Annotated in this window: 15 protein-coding genes; 5 read left to right on the plus strand and 10 right to left on the minus strand. The window is 68.2% G+C overall.

The features are described 5' to 3' along the window. Positions 1-37: 37 nt before the first annotated feature. Together Q3A80_RS23300 and Q3A80_RS23305 are read right to left on the minus strand one after the other, a co-directional pair. The gene (locus Q3A80_RS23300; RefSeq protein ID WP_446331224.1) at positions 38-1024 is read right to left on the minus strand and encodes a FecR domain-containing protein; all 987 of its coding nucleotides are present in this window, start codon (positions 1022-1024) and stop codon (positions 38-40) included. Positions 1025-1027: 3 nt separating this feature from the next. Continuing rightward, a complete protein-coding gene (locus Q3A80_RS23305; RefSeq protein ID WP_446331225.1) occupies positions 1028-1537 on the minus strand; it encodes a sigma-70 family RNA polymerase sigma factor in 510 nt (169 codons plus the stop codon). 493 nt (positions 1538-2030) lie between these two features. Between Q3A80_RS23305 and Q3A80_RS23310 the strand changes: the two genes are divergently transcribed. Next, on the plus strand, positions 2031-3191 hold the full coding sequence (locus Q3A80_RS23310; RefSeq protein WP_446331226.1) for a porin: 1161 nt from the start codon (positions 2031-2033) through the stop codon (positions 3189-3191). Positions 3192-3336: 145 nt separating this feature from the next. On the opposite strand, the gene Q3A80_RS23315 is transcribed toward Q3A80_RS23310, so the two are convergent. Then, positions 3337-3507, minus strand: coding sequence for a hypothetical protein (locus tag Q3A80_RS23315; RefSeq protein ID WP_446331227.1), 171 nt, complete (start codon positions 3505-3507; stop codon positions 3337-3339). A gap of 99 nt (positions 3508-3606) precedes the next feature. On the opposite strand from Q3A80_RS23315, the gene Q3A80_RS23320 reads away from it, so the two are divergent. Beyond that, positions 3607-4860, plus strand: coding sequence for a lytic transglycosylase domain-containing protein (locus Q3A80_RS23320; protein ID WP_446331228.1), 1254 nt, complete (start codon positions 3607-3609; stop codon positions 4858-4860). 284 nt (positions 4861-5144) lie between these two features. Here the strand turns inward: Q3A80_RS23320 and Q3A80_RS23325 are convergent, their stop codons facing one another. Together Q3A80_RS23325 and Q3A80_RS23330 are read right to left on the minus strand one after the other, a co-directional pair. Continuing rightward, entirely contained in the window at positions 5145-5480 is a 336-nt protein-coding gene (locus Q3A80_RS23325) for a hypothetical protein (RefSeq protein WP_446331229.1), read from the minus strand. A gap of 275 nt (positions 5481-5755) precedes the next feature. Next, positions 5756-6502, minus strand: a complete 747-nt coding sequence (locus tag Q3A80_RS23330) for a MipA/OmpV family protein (protein ID WP_446331230.1) — start codon at positions 6500-6502, stop codon at positions 5756-5758. Between the two features lie 245 nt (positions 6503-6747). Between Q3A80_RS23330 and Q3A80_RS23335 the strand changes: the two genes are divergently transcribed. Continuing rightward, complete coding sequence (locus Q3A80_RS23335; protein ID WP_446331231.1) at positions 6748-7476, plus strand: response regulator; 729 nt, start codon at positions 6748-6750, stop codon at positions 7474-7476. After that, positions 7477-8853 carry an ATP-binding protein gene (locus Q3A80_RS23340; RefSeq protein ID WP_446331232.1) on the plus strand — a complete coding sequence of 459 codons (1377 nt, stop codon included), beginning with the start codon at positions 7477-7479 and terminating at the stop codon, positions 8851-8853. It begins immediately after the preceding gene. A gap of 31 nt (positions 8854-8884) precedes the next feature. Here the strand turns inward: Q3A80_RS23340 and Q3A80_RS23345 are convergent, their stop codons facing one another. The 5 genes from Q3A80_RS23345 to Q3A80_RS23365 form a co-directional block, all read right to left on the minus strand. Beyond that, positions 8885-10135 carry an MFS transporter gene (locus Q3A80_RS23345; protein ID WP_446331233.1) on the minus strand — a complete coding sequence of 417 codons (1251 nt, stop codon included), beginning with the start codon at positions 10133-10135 and terminating at the stop codon, positions 8885-8887. Between the two features lie 34 nt (positions 10136-10169). Further along, positions 10170-11267: a porin gene (locus Q3A80_RS23350; protein ID WP_446331234.1), complete on the minus strand. Its 1098-nt coding sequence runs from the start codon at positions 11265-11267 to the stop codon at positions 10170-10172. Between the two features lie 121 nt (positions 11268-11388). Beyond that, a complete protein-coding gene (locus tag Q3A80_RS23355) occupies positions 11389-12348 on the minus strand; it encodes a VOC family protein (protein ID WP_446331235.1) in 960 nt (319 codons plus the stop codon). A gap of 11 nt (positions 12349-12359) precedes the next feature. After that, entirely contained in the window at positions 12360-14150 is a 1791-nt protein-coding gene (locus Q3A80_RS23360; protein ID WP_446331236.1) for an FAD-dependent monooxygenase, read from the minus strand. A gap of 43 nt (positions 14151-14193) precedes the next feature. Next, positions 14194-15045 (minus strand): fumarylacetoacetate hydrolase family protein, encoded by an 852-nt coding sequence (locus Q3A80_RS23365; protein ID WP_446331237.1) that lies wholly within the window; start codon positions 15043-15045, stop codon positions 14194-14196. Between the two features lie 158 nt (positions 15046-15203). On the opposite strand from Q3A80_RS23365, the gene Q3A80_RS23370 reads away from it, so the two are divergent. After that, positions 15204-15944 carry a GntR family transcriptional regulator gene (locus Q3A80_RS23370; protein WP_221623830.1) on the plus strand — a complete coding sequence of 247 codons (741 nt, stop codon included), beginning with the start codon at positions 15204-15206 and terminating at the stop codon, positions 15942-15944. Positions 15945-16404: the final 460 nt, after the last annotated feature.

Below are 16404 nucleotides of genomic sequence, written 5' to 3' on the forward strand. Positions count from 1 at the left end.
AAACAGCTCAGCGAAACAAAAAAAATTTCCGGAGGACTCACGAACGGGCCGGCACGACCGTTGCCCAGTAGCGCGTGACGTAGGCAACGTCGATCGGCAGCGTCGCCTTCAGCGTATCGAGCACGCGCGCGGGATCGTCGAGCGGATAGGTGCCCGACACGCGCAGGTCGGCCACCGCCGCATCGCAACGCAGGCTGCCGCGACGATAGCGGTCGAGTTCGGCGACGAGATCCGCGAGCCGCATTCTCGATGCGACGAGCATGCCCGCCGTCCACGCCGACGCATACCGATCCAGCGGCGCGGCCGCGCCGATCGCGTCGCGCGTGAAATCCGCGCCCTCGCCCGCCGCGATCACGCGCGTGCCGGCCGTAGCATCGACGGGCTGCACGCGCACGGCGCCCGCGAACACCTCGATGCGCGTCGCGCCGTCGTGCTGCCGCACCGCGAAACGCGTGCCGAGCGGACGCAGCTCGCCTTGCGCGGTCGCGACGACCAGCGGCCGCGCAGGGCTGCGCGGATCGTGGCCGCTCGTCACCATGATCGTGCCGCGCAGCACGCGCAGCCGGCGTGCGGTGTCATCGAAGCGCACGTCGAGCGCGGTATCGGTATCGAGCACGACGACCGTGCGATCGGCAAGCGTCACCGTGCGCCGTTCGCCGACCGCGGTACGCAGGTCCGCCGGCCAGATCGCCGCACGCCGCACCGGATCGGCCATCCACGCCGCCGTGCCGGAGAACAGCAGCACGGCCAGCGCCTTCACCGCCGCGCGACGGCGGCCCGAACGCGGCGGCAGCAGCGCCGCGTGCGCGGCCTGCGCGTCGAGCCCGGCCGCGAGCCGCCCGATGCGTGCTTCCATCGTTTCGAGATGACGCCATGCCGCGTCGTGCGCCGGATCCTCGGCGCGCCAGCGCGCGAGCGCGGCCGCGAACGCATCGTCGCCGCGGCCGGCCTGCCGGTCGACCCACCACTCGACCGCGCGGCGTGCGACTTGCGGCGGCACCGCCGGCATTCCCGGGGCGGCCATCGGTCAGGCCGCCATCGCGAAGAAGCACTGCGTGCCGGCCTTCACGAGATAGCGCTTCACCGTCGCGAGCGACACGCCGAGTTCGCGCGCGATCTCGGCCTGCGTGAGCCCGTCGAGCTGCGCGAGCAGGAACGCGCGTTTCGCAGCGACCGGCAGCCCGTCGAGCAGCCGGTCGATCTCGAGCAGCGTCTCGAACACGACGGCGCGTTCCTCCGGCGACGGCACCGACGCTTCCGGACGCTGCGCGAGCACGTCGAGATACGCGCGCTCGATCTGCTCGCGGCGCCAGTGGTTCGACAGCACGCGCTGCGCGACCGTCGTCAGGAACGCGCGCGGCTCGTTCGCGCCGATCGGCTCGTCGCGCGCGAGCAGCCGCATGAAGGTGTCGTGCGCGAGATCGGCCGCGCGATGCGCGCAACCGAGCTTCCGGCTCAGCCAGCCGCGCAACCATGCGTGATGGCCGGCATAAAGGGCGTCGATTTCTCGATGGAGGGACAGCTTGTCAGCGGACATGGCCGGGTTCCAGGGCACGCAGGTGGCAGGTTTGTAAATGAGAATGATTATTATATACAAAACCGCACACGCCACTCGCGCCGACGGTGCGCCGCCCCGCGGTCGCAACGCAGCGGGTGATGACAACACCCGCGCGCGACACGCGCGATAACATAACCGGGCGGCCTCGCGCGATTCGATTCATTAAATAAACCATTGACGAATCGGCGATGAACGTCCGTCCGTCGAAATTCCGCCGAAAATCGCGCGGAATTATCTCGAATCCGGCAATGCGCGAATCCCTCCATTCCGAAATTGAACGCGATTGATGCACGCCGCTCAATAATGCGAATCTCTCAATGAACCTTCCCGCAGCATGCGGCTGTCTGCTTTAGGTCACATCGGAGAATTTCATTTTTGCCGTTCGACGGCGGCTCTGTAGTCTCCTGCCATTCCGGTTCAGGCAAGCAAACGCACGCAAACCCGCCCCCAAACCAATACGCAAGGAGATGACATGAAACGCACAACCCTCTCGCTGATGTCGCTCGCGGCACTCGCCGCGATGCCGGCCGCGCATGCGCAATCGAGCGTCACGCTGTACGGCGTGATCGACACGTCGATCACGTACGTGAATCACGCGCAGGGCAAGGACAACGCGTGGATGCTCGGCAACAGCAGCGCGGGCAACCTCGCCGGCAGCCGCTGGGGCGTGAAGGGCACCGAGGATCTCGGCGGCGGGCTGAAGGCGCTGTTCCAGCTCGAGAACGGCTTCGATCCGAGCACCGGCCGCCAGGGCCAGGGCAGCCGCCTGTTCGGCCGGCAGGCGTTCGTCGGGCTGACGAGCGACCGTTACGGCACGCTGACGTTCGGCCGCCAGTACGATCCGCTCGTCGACCTCGTGCAGGGCATCACCGCGGACAACTATCTCGGCAGCGTGTTCGCGACGCCGGGTGACGTCGACAACTACGACAACAGCTTCCGCGTCGACAACGCGGTGAAGTACACGTCGGCCGTCTACGCGGGTCTGCAGTTCTCCGCGATGTACTCGTTCGGCGGGATCGCCGGCAGCACCGGCGCCGCGCAGTCGTATTCGGCGGCCGTGTCGTACAACAACGGGCCGTTCAGCGTCGCGGGCGGCTACTTCCACGCGACCAACAGCCCCGCGTCGAACGGGCTGCGCAACGGCTGGACCAGCTCGTCGGACGGCACCTTCGACGGCCCGATCAACAACGGCTATGCGAGCGCGCATTCGATCGGCATCGCACGCATCGCGGGCCAGTACGTCGCCGGACCGTTCACGTTCGGCGTCGGCTACAGCAACGCGCAGTACCGCCGCGACGCGAGCTCGGTGTTCAACTCGAACGAGCACTACAACACCGGCCAGGGCTTCGTGAATTACCAGGCGACCAATGCGCTGCTCGTCGGCGTCGGCTACAGCTATACGCGCTCGGGCGGCGATACGTCGGCGACCTATCACCAGGTGTCGGCCGGCGCGGACTACACGCTGTCGAAGCGCACCGACGTGTACCTGACCGCCGCGTACCAGCACGCGAGCGGCCAGACCGGCGACGGCAACGGCGGGTCGATGGCCGCGCAGGCGTCGATCGGGTCGTACGGCTATGCGGGCACGAGCTCGCAGACGATGGTCAACCTCGGCCTGCGTCACCGCTTCTGAGCGACGTCGGCCGGCTGCGCGGGTTATCGCGCGGCCGGCCGGAATCGCATTGCCGATTGCGGCTGCCGCACTGCGCAGCGCAACCCACCGACACGGCGGCCGCGGCCGCCGTTTTCGTTTCCGGACTGCGTTTGCGCGGCGTCGGTCATCCATTCATTGCCGCATTCGCGGCGCAACTGACGCGCGGCGTCAGGATCGCGACGGCGATCGCCGATTCGCCTGCGCGCGAAAAACCCGCCTTTTTACCGATTCCATTACGTCGCGCCGCGATCCCGGCATGCACGAAAATACGCGCCAAATGCGTCGGAAATTGCAAAGGAAAGTTTGATGCGAGCCATTTGCCCTTTCGCTATGGCACACTTCGCGTCTGCGTAATTTCCTTGCACCGGGCGGCCGGATTCCGCCCCATCCTGTCATGCCGCGTCAGACCATCCGTTCGATCAGCCATGCCACGCCGACGCTCGCCGCGACGATCGCGCTGTCGTGCGCGCTGCCGGGGCTCGCGCGGGCCGACTGCCTCGACGACGCAGCCACGTTCCAGAAGGTCAGCGTGAGCTTGCTGCGCGGCATCGCGCAGGTCGAATCGGGAATGAACCCGAACGCCGTCAACACCAACACGAACGGCACAGTCGACATCGGGCTGATGCAGATCAACAGCACGTGGCTGCCGACGCTCGCGCGCGAAGGGATCACGCGCGAAAGCCTGTTCGATGCCTGCACGAACGCGTATGTCGGCGCGTGGATCCTGTCGCAGAACATCCGCCAGCTCGGCCCGAACTGGAACGCGATCGGCGCGTACAACTCCGCGTCGCCCGACAAGCGCCTCGCGTATGCGCGCAAGGTCTATGATGCAATCCGGACCCTGCCGGATTCGCCGGATACTCCCATGCCCATCCTGCCGCCCTCCTTCACGCCGCCGCAACAGGTGCAGGCGTACAACCCGTTCGCGAGCCTGAGCGTGTCGGCGCCGCCCGTCGCGCGTCCCCGCACGCTCGCACCGGCCGCCCCGCCGCCGCAGCCGCAGCCGCAAGGCGGCCCTGCCGGGCCGGCCGGCACGTACAACTTCGGCTGGACCGTCACCGGCGCCGACCAGGCGAAGCCGACCCAGGTGTTCGACGACGGCGCGCGGATCTACGTGCAGTTCAGCGACATGAAACACGTGCCGGCGATCTTCACCGAAACGTCGTCGGGCCGCGTGCTGATGTCGTGGGAGCTGCAGTTTCCGTATGCCGTTCTGACGCGCCCCGCGCAAACGTTGATCTTCCAGCTCGGGCCGTTCGAGGCGCGCGCGCAGCGCAGCGCGGCGGGGATGACCGCGCAGGCGGGCGCGGGGGCGACCGCCGGAGCGCCGCGCTCGGGTGCGACGGCTGCGGCTGCCGCGACGCCGGCCGCGAAGCAGCCGGGCGCGAATGCGTCGGCCAAGCGCACGGCGTCGGCCGATGCGCTGTGGTATCTGAACACGCCGTCGACGTCGGGATCGGCATCGACGGCAAGCACCGCGAATACGGCGAATACGGCACCCGTGTCCAGCTCGTCGAACGCACCGGCCACCTGGCCCACTGCCGTCACGTCGAACGCACCGGTGCCGGCCGCACCGACACAGGCACCGGCTGCGGCCACGCCGGCCACGCGAGCCACCGCGGACGCGCTCTGGTACATCTCCAAGTAACGCGCATGCGAACGGCGCGTCGCATGCGCGGCGCGGCAATCACTTCGTCATGCTCGGTGCACGTTCGGGCGCGTTCATGTCGCTCGTGCAAGGCCGGTCGGCCCCGCCGTTCGCGCCGAAACACGCGCGCCGACCGCGCGATGTTGATGGGCCTTGTTCGGCCGGCAGGTCGCGCGCGATATCGGCCAGCGGTAGCGCGAACCCGAAGCAACTGCCCGGTCGCGCGACGCGGCAATGCGCACGGCTCGATCCTCATCGCACCGATTCCCCGCCGGCCGCCTCGATTAGCCGCGCCGTACCCAGATCACCTTCCCGTCTCGAATGCCGAGATCGCGGCGCTCCGCGCGGTAGTCCATCGTGCCCGGCAACGACTTGCCGTCGCGCTCGAGCACGCGCCACAGGCAGCCGTCGAGCAGCGCGGCCGCGTCGGCCTCGGTCTTGCCGATCAGCGCGTCGTCCGGCGCGGCGTCCGCCTTGCACGCGGCCGCGGCGCCGGACGGCGCAGGGTTCATCACCGCGCCGCCGGCGGTGGCATTCGGGTGTTTCGCGTTCGTGTCCGCACATCCTGCAAAGGTTGCGCTCGCAACGAGCGCGACGATCAGCGCGATCGTGTTCTTCATCGGTTTTCTCCGTGTCGCGGCCCGGCCTTCATACGATGCATGGTCTGCACTGCCGGGCGTTGCGTGCGTGATCGATTCGGCGCGCCGCGGCCGCATCCCGGCGGATGCCCGCGGGCGAACGGCGGCACTGCGTGACGCGGCCAAGCCGCTTCGACGCACCTGCATCGCAGGCCCGGCGTCACGCCGAACCCCGCTGCATGTTACCGCACGCGGTCCGCGGCAACGGCGGCACGAGCGTCGGCGTCCCGCATGTACGATGCGCGTCGGCGTTCCGTTCAGAACTTGTACGTCGCGCCGGCCATTCCGTAGTAGTTGCTCCGCGTCTGCACGATCGGGCTGTCGCCATAACGCCCGAGCAGGCGCGTGAAGCCGCCGGTCGCGCGCACCGACCAGTGCCGCGATACGTTCCAGTTCCACGCGAGAGACAGCGTCGCACTGTCGACGCCACCGCTCGTCGAATACGGCCTGAACCCGCTCGCCAGCGACTGCGCGTCGGTCACACCGTAGAACGTCTGCATATAGCGCCCCGTGCCTGCGTGCACGCTGCCCGTCGCGACCAACGTGTGCCGTCCAGTCTCGAACACCGGCACCGCGAGATCGACATGGCCGGACAAGCCGCGCGACGTATGCGTGGCAGGCGCGTCGACCGCGATACTCAGTTCGCCGCCATCCAGCAGCTTCACGCCGGCGCGCAAGCCGACGAGCACCGATCCCGGAACCCGGCCCATTCCCTTCAGGTGGTCCGAGCCCGGCAGGCCGAAGCGGTTTTCGTCCGTGCGGCCCGCGTCGTAGCCCACCGCAGCCGACACGAACGCACCGTTGGGCAGCTTCAGGCGATAGCCGGCGCCGGCGTTGGTATCGATGAAGAACCCATTGCCGAACATCGCGGAGAATGACGGCCCGACGACCGCGCGATACTGGTTGCTCCCCTGGTAGCGCGGGGTGAAGCCGCCACCGAGCGAGATCGTGTACTGGTTTTCGGCGTGAGCCATGGAGACGAGCGCGACGCCGGCAATCGGCATGCAGCAGCGCAAGGAGCGGAGGGATGGACGCACGATATCTGGACAAGAGTGAAGGAGCCGGAAGTCTAGGTTCGGTCGTTCGGCGCGACTGTCCGGAATCTGCGGCAAATATGTGCTCAATTGTGTTCGAATGTTCCCGATTGTCGGGCGTCGCCCCCTGCCTTCGGAACGGCGGATAGAATTCGCGTGCCACGCTGCGCGTCGCCTGCGGGGTGATGGACGACGCGTGCATTTCGAGGAGACCCATGAACGACAATCCGCTCAAACATCGCGTGCTGCTGATCGAGGATGACGACCGCCTCGCGCGCCTCGTGCGCGAATACCTCGACGGCTACGAGTTCGAGGTGACGGTCGTGCGCCGCGGCGATCTCGCGGTCGCTGCGGTACGCGAACACCGGCCCGCGCTCGTGATACTCGACCTGATGCTGCCGCACCTCGACGGCATGGAAGTCTGCCGGCGCATGCGCGCGTTCACCAACGTCCCCGTGCTGATCCTTACCGCGCGCGCCGACGTCTACGACCAGGTCGCCGGTCTCGAAATCGGCGCCGACGACTACGTGACCAAGCCGATCGAGCCGCGTGTGCTCGTGGCTCGGGCCCGCGCACTGTTGCGTCGCGCGCAGCCCGCGACATCGGATCCGCACGCCGATACCACGGCGCACGAGCTCGTGTTCGGCGAACTGGCGATTTCATCACCGAACCGCACGGTCACGTGGCGCGGCCAACTCGTCGATCTGAAAACCACCGAGTTCAATCTGCTGCTGATCCTCGCCCGCGCGGCCGGCACGGTGCTCAGTCGCGACGCGATCCTGAAGCAGCTGCGCGGGATCGAATTCGACGGAATCGACCGCTCGGTCGACTCGGGCATCTCGAAGCTACGCCGACGCTTCGAGGATGCTTCATCGGAGCCGCAACGGATCAAGACAATCTGGGGCCGCGGCTACCTGTTCAGCCCTTCTGCATGGGATGACTGAATGCTGCGCTCGTTGATCAAGCTTTATCTAATCGTGATCCTGTGCTGCGCCGCAGCGATCGTATTCATTCAATGGTCGTTCGACAGAATTTTCTACGAGCGCGTTGCGGAGGCGCAGCGCAACGCGCTGACCACCTACGCGTTCGTACTGAACGACTACCTCGAGCGTCATCCGGGCGGGAAGCGCTCCCTCGCGCTGCGTGAACTCGCGCAGCACGGCAACGAGCGATTCGGTTTCGTGACGATGGCCTACGCCCGCGCCCGATTAAGCGGCGCGCCGCTGCGCGATCTGGACGCCGGCCGGATCGCGATCAGTTACGACCGCAGTAATTACTACATGCCGCTCGCGGACGGCTCTGTCCTGCATGCCCGCCCGATCGCAACGGCCGACCTCGACATCCAGATCTACGCATACGCGATGACCGCACTCGCGGCATTGTTCGCCGTCGTGCTATGGATCTCGTATCACTGGCGCGACCTGCGCAAGCTGCAGGCCGCCGCGCACTCGTTCGGCGCGGGCAAGCTGTCGACGCGCGTAAAGCTCTCCGGGCGATCGAACATCTACGAGCTGTCGCAGCAATTCAACGACATGGCCGAGCGAATCGAGGCGTCGATCAAGCAGCAGCGCGAGATGATGCACGGCATCTCGCACGAGCTGAAGACGCCGCTCGCCCGCCTCGAATTCGGGCTCGCGCTGCTCGCCGATTCCGACGACAGCGGCCGGATGCGCGCACGTCGCGACGAACTGCGGCGCGACGTGCGCGAACTCGACGAACTCGTCACCGAGTTGCTGACCATCGGGCGGCTGGAGCAAGGCGCAAGCGAACTCGCGCCGATGGACGTCGTCGTCGACGCGCTGATCGACAGCGTCGCCGGCAACGTCGCGAACGACGTCGCCGACCGCGGCCTCACGCTCGGCGTATCGGCGACCGCTGCGCCCGCGACCCACGTATGCGATCCGAAACTCGTCGCACGTGCGCTGCTGAACCTGATCCGCAACGCCGCGCGTTATGCGTCGCGCACGGTCCTGCTGTCCGCGACGCACGACGCGTCCGGTGCGCTGGTGCTGAGCGTCGACGACGACGGTCCGGGCATTCCGGCCGCCGACCGCACGCGCGTGTTCGAACCGTTCCAGCGGCTCGACTCGAGCCGCGACCGGCAGACCGGCGGGTTCGGTCTGGGGCTCGCGATCGTGCGGCGCGTCGCGCTCGTGCACGGCGGCGACGTGCGGCTCGAGGATTCGCCGCTCGGCGGCGCACGCTTCGTGATGACGCTGCCGTCGCGCGCGTTGCCGGACTTCGCGTGCGACGCGCCGCCCCACCCGGCCGACGCACGCATCGGCCACGCGGACGCGGCGGTGCCGCCGCTGCGCACGTGAGCGCAGCAACGGCCGGCAAGGGCACTGACCGTCACGACTTCGCGAGCGAAACGGTCGACGCGATCCGCGCCGGCGCGGTTTCCTTCAGTGCCAGCGCGACGAACAGCCCGAGCACCAGCGCACCCATCCCGAGCTGCATGATGTACTGGATGCCGAAGTGCTTCGCGACGTAGCCGGCGACCGACGGCGCGATGCCGCCGCCGAAGATCTCGCCGACGCCGATCACGAGGCCCGATGCGGTGGTCATCAGCTGCGCCGGGACCGCTTCCGCGCTGATCGGCCCGACCGTCAGCGTGATCATCGCGAACACGAAGAAGATTGTCGCGAGCAGCCCCGCGAACAGCGCGACCGGATCGGCCCCCGTGCGCGAAAACCACCACAGCGACCCGAACGCACCGAGCGCCGACAGCACCATCACCGGCCGCCGGCCGATCCGGTCGGACAACGCCGGCATCGCGATCCCGCCGAGCGTGCCGCCGATGCCCGTCGCAGACAGCACGAAACCCATCTGCTGCAAACCGAGGTGCAGGTAGTCGGTCAGGTAGTTCGGCAGCAGCGCGCTCAGCACGATCAGGCAGGTCAGCCAGCACAACATTCCGACGAAGCACAGCGGCACGTTGCGATAGCGCAGCACGTCGCGCCAGCGATGGCGGCCGGCGTCGCCGGTGCCGGTGTGCGCGGCCGCGCGCTCGGCGCTGGTATCGCGCAGCACCTTCCACGTCAGCGCGCATACGACGAGCCCCGGCACCGCGACCATCGCGAAGATCCAGTGCCACGGCACGATGCGCATCAGCTGCGTGACGACGATCGGCGCGATGCCGAGCCCGAGCAGCGGCAGCGCGGCCTGCTGGATGCCGACGTTGCGGCCGTGGCGCGCGGGATCCGACGCATCGAGCGTCGCGGTGATGCTCGACGGCGTGTACGCGCCTTCCGCGAAGCCCATCACCGCGCGGATCGCCATCAGGCTGCCGACGCCCCACGCGAGCCCGCTCGCGCAGGCCAGCAGCGAGAACGCGAGCATCGCCGGAATGACGACCTTGCGGTGCCCGAAGCGGTCGGACAGATTGCCGGTCAGGAGCGCCGACACGCCCCACGCGACCGACAGCGCGGCCGTGATGTGGCCGAGATCCTGGTAGTCGAGTTTCAGGTCCCGCATCATCACGGGAAAGAGCGGCATGATCATGAAGCGGTCGACGCCGACGAGCCCGAATCCGAGCGCGAGCAGCGCGACGATCTTCCATTCGTACGAGGTGTCCCGACCGGACACGCGTGCGTTGTTCATCTGGTTTCTCCAAGGGGATGCGCGGGATGCGCGGTCAGAACACGGTGTGCATGCCGATGCGGGCGATCGCCTGGTTCGCGCCGGACGACGCGCCGTCCGGATCCAGCACGCCGTTGATCTGCGCGCGTGCGCCGCTGCTCGCGCGCTGCCATGCGCCGCTCGCGTAGACCATCGTCCGCTTCGACAGCCGGTACTGGACGGTGGCCGTCAGCTGGTGCGCGTGGTTGTCGTCGAGCGCCGCGTTGCCCTTCATGTACATGTAGTCCGCGCCGAGCGTCGTCGCGCCCGTCAGCTTCCACGTGCCGCCCACCTCGGTCATCCACGCGGCGCCGCCCGATGCCGCGTTGCGCACCGTCGTGAACAGCGCACTCACGTTGGCCGCGCCGAAACCGTAGCGCAGCCCGGCACCCCAGTTGCGCACGCTCGTCGCGGGCGACCCGGCCTGCGCGCCGTATTTTTCGTTCGTATAGGCGGCGGCCGCGCCGAACGTGCCGGCCGAATAGTCGGCGCCGACGCTCACCGTGTTGTTCGCGCCGATGCTGCCGGGCACGCCGCCGAAGCCGTACAGCGCGCCGAATTTCAATCCGCCGATCACCGGGCTCACGTACTTGACCGCGTTCGCGACGCGCCGGCTGCCGGCCATCCGGTCCCAGTCGAACGCGCCGGTCGGATTGCCGGGCAACGCGAGCTTCTGGAACGGGCCGTTGCGCAGGTTGTAGAGCCCGCCCACGTCGCGCGCCGCGTCGACGCCGCCGAAGAACAGCGTGTCGGCCATGAACTCGTACTGATTGCCGAGCGTGACGGTGCCGTAGCGGTCGTTCTGCACACCGACGAACGCGGTGCGCGCGAACAGCCCGTCGCCGATCGTCGCGCCCGACCCGATCGCGATCTGGCTGACCAGCTGAAAGATCACATGCGTGCCGCTGCCGATATCCTCGCTGCCGCGCAGCCCGACGAGGCTCGGCGTGAAAATGCCGTCGTCGAACTTCGCGACGCCGTGGCCGCCTTCGTTGCTGACGTAACTGATGCCTGCATCGAGCAGGCCGAACAGCGTGACGCTGCTCTGCGCGGATGCCGCGCACGCATGTCCGAGCGCGAGCACGCCGATTGCACAGGTCTTCTTGCCGACCATCGCGATCTCCAAATATGATTTGTTGTACTGATTGATATGACGAGAATGAAAATGCGCCGGGGCGTCGGGACGGACGGCCCGACGAAGCGCGCCAGCGCAGGCCGGCGGCGTCCGATACCGGTCAGGCGGCTTCGGTGTTCTCGAAGAAGTAGTCGGGCACGTCCGGACCCCACAGGTACAGCGAGTCCTCCGGCGGATGGTCACCCACCGGCCATTCGACGCCCGCGCCCACATAGTCGATGTCGGCCGAATACTCCCAGAACGAACCCCACGGGTCGCGCACGTACTGGAAGTAGTTCGAGCCCAGCACGTGGCGTCCGACGCCCCAGCCTTGCACGTATCCGGCTCGCTGCATCTGCATCTTGCCGAGCCCGACGTCGTCGACGGCCGGCACGTCCCAGGCGCTGTGATGCCAGCCCTTCGCGCTGCCCTGCGCGAACGCGATCAGGTGATGATCGCTGCCGTGGCGCGCATGCAGGAACGCGACGATGCCGGCGGCGCCGTCCGACAGGCGCAGCCCGAGCGCCGTTTCGTAGAACGCGACCGCGCGGCCGATGTCCGGCGTGAACATCAGCACGTGCGACAGCCGCGCCGGATGCACGACCGGCGCGTCGCCGCGAAACAGTGCACCGCGCTGCGGCCGGATGCCGGCCGCGCGCCACGGCACCGGCTTGCATCCGGGCGTCGTCTTCGCCCCCGTCTTCAGCTGCAGCAGGTTGCCGTCCGGATCCTCGAACCAGAAGCCGTCGTCCGGCGCGTGTCCTTGCGGCGCCGCCGCGCGCGCGCCCGCGTCGAGTATCTGCGCGCGCAGCGGCGCGAAATCGTCGGCGAAGCAATTCAGCGACAGGTACGCGAGCCGCTTGCGCGGGCCCTCGCGCAGCGTCGCCCATACGTGGCCGCCGGGTTCCGTGCGCAGCTGGAGTTCGCCGCCGGCTTCGCCGACGTCGAAGCCGAACGCCGTCACGAAACGGCGGGCATCCGCGAGCCCCGGCACGTCGAGCGCGAAATGGTCGATGCTGTGGATGCCGAACGGGGCCCGCTTGCGGGTTGCGCCGGTCGTCGTGGTCGTCGCAGTCGTCATGCCGGTCTCCGTTACGCTTCGGCCAGTGCGGCCGTGTCGGCGTTCGCGTGCGCGCGCGTCGCGCGGCCGAGAATCCGCGACAACACGCGGCGCAGCGCACCGGCCGGATCGTCGGCCAGCGCTTCCGATCGCCACGCGACGAAGCGGTCGGGCCGCACCAGCACGCAGCCGTGATCGTCGATCTCGCGCTGCCGCGCCCAGTCGCCGTAGATGTCGAACGTCGGCGTGCCGTGCGCGATCGACACCGTGCGGATCTCGATCCCGAATTCGTCGCCGACCCGCTTCGCCGCGTCGAGCCATGCGCGGCCGCCGGCGCCCGTGATTACCGTAAACGCGCCGCGGCCGACGAGGTCGAGCGTCGACACCTGCTCGCCGTCGTGCTGGATCCACGCATGCGGAATCGTCGCGCCCGGCGTCGTCGTCGGATGATAGTAAAGCTCCGGGTCGCGCGACGGAACCGGGAATGTCGCGCCGTCGCGCACGATCGCCGCCGACGTGTAGTGCTGCCCGAGTTCGACGCCGTGGCAGTTGAACTGGTAGTTCTGCAGCTCGACCGCGTCGGCGAGCGCCTTGCGACGCTTGCGGCCGGTGGCGTCCTCGGCGTACAGCCCGTCGAGCGCCGCCCAGCCTTCCTCCGCGCTCTGCCCTTCCGAGAAGCCGAGTGCCTTCGCGATCGGCAGCATCTCGCCGACCGATTTGATCGCACGATTCACGACCGTCTCGGCGACCGGCTGACGTTCGTCCGAATAGGTCTGCAGCAGCGCGGGCGACGCCTGGCCTTTCACGATCATCGCGAGCTTCCATGCGAGGTTGAACGCGTCCTGCACCGACGTGTTCGAGCCGAGGCCGTTTGCCGGCGGATGGCGGTGCGCGGCGTCGCCGGCGATCGCGACGCGGCCCTTCACCATCGTGCGCGCGACCATCCGGTTGATGGTCCATTTCGACACGGCCTTCACGCGGATCGGGATGTCCGGGTCGCCGATCGTCGCGCGCGCCCGCGCGATCACCGCGTCGTGGCTCAGGTCGGGTTCGCCGTCCTTCGGGTTGTACATGAACAGCAGCACCCATTCGTTCCACGGGCGCACGCAGATGAACGTGCCGCAGCCGACCCAGTAGTCGCTGCCCGGCTGGTTCATCCAGTACAGCACGCCGGGGCGGTGCGCGGTGTATTTCGCGAGGTCGACCTCGAGCCAGCAGTTCACCGCGCAGCCGAGCCCCATTTCGCCGTCGAGTTCGAAGCCGAGCTGCTTGACCACGAGGCTTTGCGCGCCGTCGGCGCCCACGGCGTAATCGGCGATCACCTCGATTTCCTCGCGCGTGACGACGTCGACGAGTTGCGCGATCACCGCGTCGTCCGTCTGACGAATCGACACGAGTTCGGTGTTGAACAGAATGCGCGCGCCGTACTCGCGCGCCGCGCCGAGGATCACCGGCTCGAGCAGATGCTGCGGTGCATTGCACATCTGCGACGGGCTGGCCGCCTCGTAGTCGGCCTTGCGCCGCGTGCCGGTACCCCAGGTCTGCAGCCGCGCGATCTCGCGGCCCGCGAAGCTGGTCGCCCACACGTTGTTGGTCATCAGCTCGTTCGGCGTCGCGAGCGCGCGCACGCGGTCCTCGATGCCGAGATCGCGGAACACCTCGACGGTGCGCTGGTTCGTGATGTGTGCGCGCGGCGAATGGGCGGTGCCCGGATAGCGCGTGATCGCCAGCACGTCGACGCCGTATTTCGCGAGCAGCGCCGCAGTCGTCAGGCCGGCCGGCCCGGCGCCGACCACGAATACCGGAACTCGAATCTGTCTCATGTCTTCCTCAGTCTCTTGATTGGGTCCGTTCAACGGCCGGCGTTCATTGCGCCGCGTCTTCGTCGCGCACCGGATTGCGCAGGATGCCGAGCCCTTCGATCTCGACCTCGCACACGTCGCCGTCGCGCATGATCAGCTTCGGGTCGCGCGCCCAGCCGATCCCGGCCGGCGTGCCGCTGACGATCACGTCGCCCGCTTCCAGCGTGATCGCCTCGCTGACGATCGCGATCAGCGTCGCGACGTCGAACAGCATGTCGCTCGTGTTCGCCGACTGCACGACCTTGCCGTTCAGCCGCGTTTCCAGCCGCAACCCGGCGCCGCCCGCCGGCAGTTCGTCGGCCGTCACGAGCGCGGGGCCGAACGCGCCCGTGCCGTCGAAGTTCTTGCCGACGGTCCATTGCGGCGCCTTGAACTGGTACTCGCGCACCGACCCGTCGTTGAACACCGAGTAACCGGCCACGCAGTCGAGCGCGCGCGCCTTCGGCACATGACGGCCGCCGCTCTTCAGCACGACGGCCAGCTCGCCTTCGAAGTCCAGCGAATCCGATACGCGCGGCCGGATCATCGCCGCGCCGTGCCCGATCAGGCTCGTCGTGAAGCGCGGGAACAGGGTCGGATACGACGGCTGCTCGTACGGGCTTTCCTTCGTGTGGTCCGCGTAGTTCAGGCCGACGCAGATGATCTTGCCGGGGCGCGTGAGCGGCGGCAGCCACGTGACCTCGTCGACATGAAAGGTCGGGCCGGCGGCCGCATGGCGGTCGGCGAAGCCGGCCAGATCGGTGCCGCTCGCGAGCAGCTGCTCGAGCGTCGCGTCGCCGAGCGACACGATGGTCGAATCGCGCTGCACGCCGAGCCTCCGCGTGCGGCCATCGGGCGAAAAGTTCACGTAACGCATGACATCTCCAGATCAAGGGTCGCCGCCGGGCTGGCCGCGATTTAGATACAAATTTATAAAATATATATATTTTCGTCTTTGCATGTTTACCCTAGCCTTCGCATACGTCCCCCGGTTCTGCATATAATTTGTCCATCTGGAGGGAAATATTCGTGGACATGACGTTTGACGACGCCGCGACCGGCGGCTCGCGCACCATGGCGTCGGTACTGGCCGACACCATTCTTCGGGACATCGTGTCGGGCGCGCTCGCGCCCGGCTCCAAGCTGAAGATCCGGGAGCTCGCCGACCGCTACCAGGCCGGCGTGATTCCGCTGCGCGAGGCCGTGTCGCGGCTCGCGATGAGCGGCTTCGTCGAAGCGGAGGACCAGCGCGGTTTTCGCGTGACGCCGGTGTCCCGCGCGGATCTCGAGGACATCACGTCGGTGCGGCAGTGCATCGAATCCGAGGCGCTGCGCGATGCGATCGACAGCGGCAACCTCGAATGGGAAGCGTCGGTGCTCGCGGCGTTCCACCTCGTGAACAGCCTGCCGACCGTCGTCGACGAGCCGCCGCGGATGAACCCCGACTGGGAGCGCGCGCACGACCATTTCCACGCGACGCTGCTGGCCGGTTGCCGCTCGAAGTGGCTCAAGCACTTCGCGGCGACGCTGCGCACGCAGACCGCGCGCTACCGGCATCAGTCGCTGCGCAGCCAGCATGCGGGCGAGCGCGATGTGGGCCGCGAGCACGAGGAGATCGTGAAGGCCGTGATCGCGCGCGACGCCGATCGTGCGTGCGCGCTGCTGCGCCAGCACTTCGCGGTCACCGCGCAACTCGTGCTGGAAGACACCGCGCCCGCCGCCGACGGCGCGCCTCCTGCGATGCGTTCCGCCGGCAAGGCCCGCGCGCGGCGCTAAACCGCGCGCTACGTTCGTCGCCGGCTTGCGCTGCGCCGTTCGCGCTTTCCCTTCCCGCCATCCCGTTTCACGCGTCCCGATCCGCGCCGCCGGATCGGGCGTGCCGCGCTGCCGGCCGCGCATCCGTGCGCGTCGACCGTCCCTTCAGCACCCGTCAGTGCTCCTGATCATGCCGTTCATGTTAGCGGGATGCCGAACCCGTCGCGCACGCATCGCGTTCGATGAACGAGAACACTATGTTCTGTCCGCGCACGCTACGCACCGCAGTGCGATTCGCATAAGCTGACGACACGCGCCGGCACCCGAATCCGGCGAATCGCCACGCACCGGCCGCGGCGCTGCCGCCGCCGGGCGTCGCGCGTCGATTCGCGGCACCGCACCACTGCGGCATCGCATCGCGCCCTCACGACGGGGCCGCGCGATTGCGATCCCGAGCCTCCCACCACCGCTGAACTGGAGA

This window comes from Burkholderia sp. SR8, assembly GCF_052851275.1.

What these genes read in the sequence shown, in the direction of transcription:
- Q3A80_RS23300 (WP_446331224.1), bottom strand. Translation starts at nt 1,024, where the DNA reads ATGGCCGCCCCGGGAATGCCGGCGGTGCCGCCGCAAGTCGCACGCCGC.
- Q3A80_RS23305 (WP_446331225.1), bottom strand. Translation starts at nt 1,537, where the DNA reads ATGTCCGCTGACAAGCTGTCCCTCCATCGAGAAATCGACGCCCTTTAT.
- Q3A80_RS23310 (WP_446331226.1), top strand. Translation starts at nt 2,031, where the DNA reads ATGAAACGCACAACCCTCTCGCTGATGTCGCTCGCGGCACTCGCCGCG.
- Q3A80_RS23320 (WP_446331228.1), top strand. Translation starts at nt 3,607, where the DNA reads ATGCCGCGTCAGACCATCCGTTCGATCAGCCATGCCACGCCGACGCTC.
- Q3A80_RS23325 (WP_446331229.1), bottom strand. Translation starts at nt 5,480, where the DNA reads ATGAAGAACACGATCGCGCTGATCGTCGCGCTCGTTGCGAGCGCAACC.
- Q3A80_RS23330 (WP_446331230.1), bottom strand. Translation starts at nt 6,502, where the DNA reads ATGCCGATTGCCGGCGTCGCGCTCGTCTCCATGGCTCACGCCGAAAAC.
- Q3A80_RS23335 (WP_446331231.1), top strand. Translation starts at nt 6,748, where the DNA reads ATGAACGACAATCCGCTCAAACATCGCGTGCTGCTGATCGAGGATGAC.
- Q3A80_RS23340 (WP_446331232.1), top strand. Translation starts at nt 7,477, where the DNA reads ATGCTGCGCTCGTTGATCAAGCTTTATCTAATCGTGATCCTGTGCTGC.
- Q3A80_RS23345 (WP_446331233.1), bottom strand. Translation starts at nt 10,135, where the DNA reads ATGAACAACGCACGCGTGTCCGGTCGGGACACCTCGTACGAATGGAAG.
- Q3A80_RS23350 (WP_446331234.1), bottom strand. Translation starts at nt 11,267, where the DNA reads ATGGTCGGCAAGAAGACCTGTGCAATCGGCGTGCTCGCGCTCGGACAT.
- Q3A80_RS23355 (WP_446331235.1), bottom strand. Translation starts at nt 12,348, where the DNA reads ATGACGACTGCGACGACCACGACGACCGGCGCAACCCGCAAGCGGGCC.
- Q3A80_RS23360 (WP_446331236.1), bottom strand. Translation starts at nt 14,150, where the DNA reads ATGAGACAGATTCGAGTTCCGGTATTCGTGGTCGGCGCCGGGCCGGCC.
- Q3A80_RS23365 (WP_446331237.1), bottom strand. Translation starts at nt 15,045, where the DNA reads ATGCGTTACGTGAACTTTTCGCCCGATGGCCGCACGCGGAGGCTCGGC.
- Q3A80_RS23370 (WP_221623830.1), top strand. Translation starts at nt 15,204, where the DNA reads ATGACGTTTGACGACGCCGCGACCGGCGGCTCGCGCACCATGGCGTCG.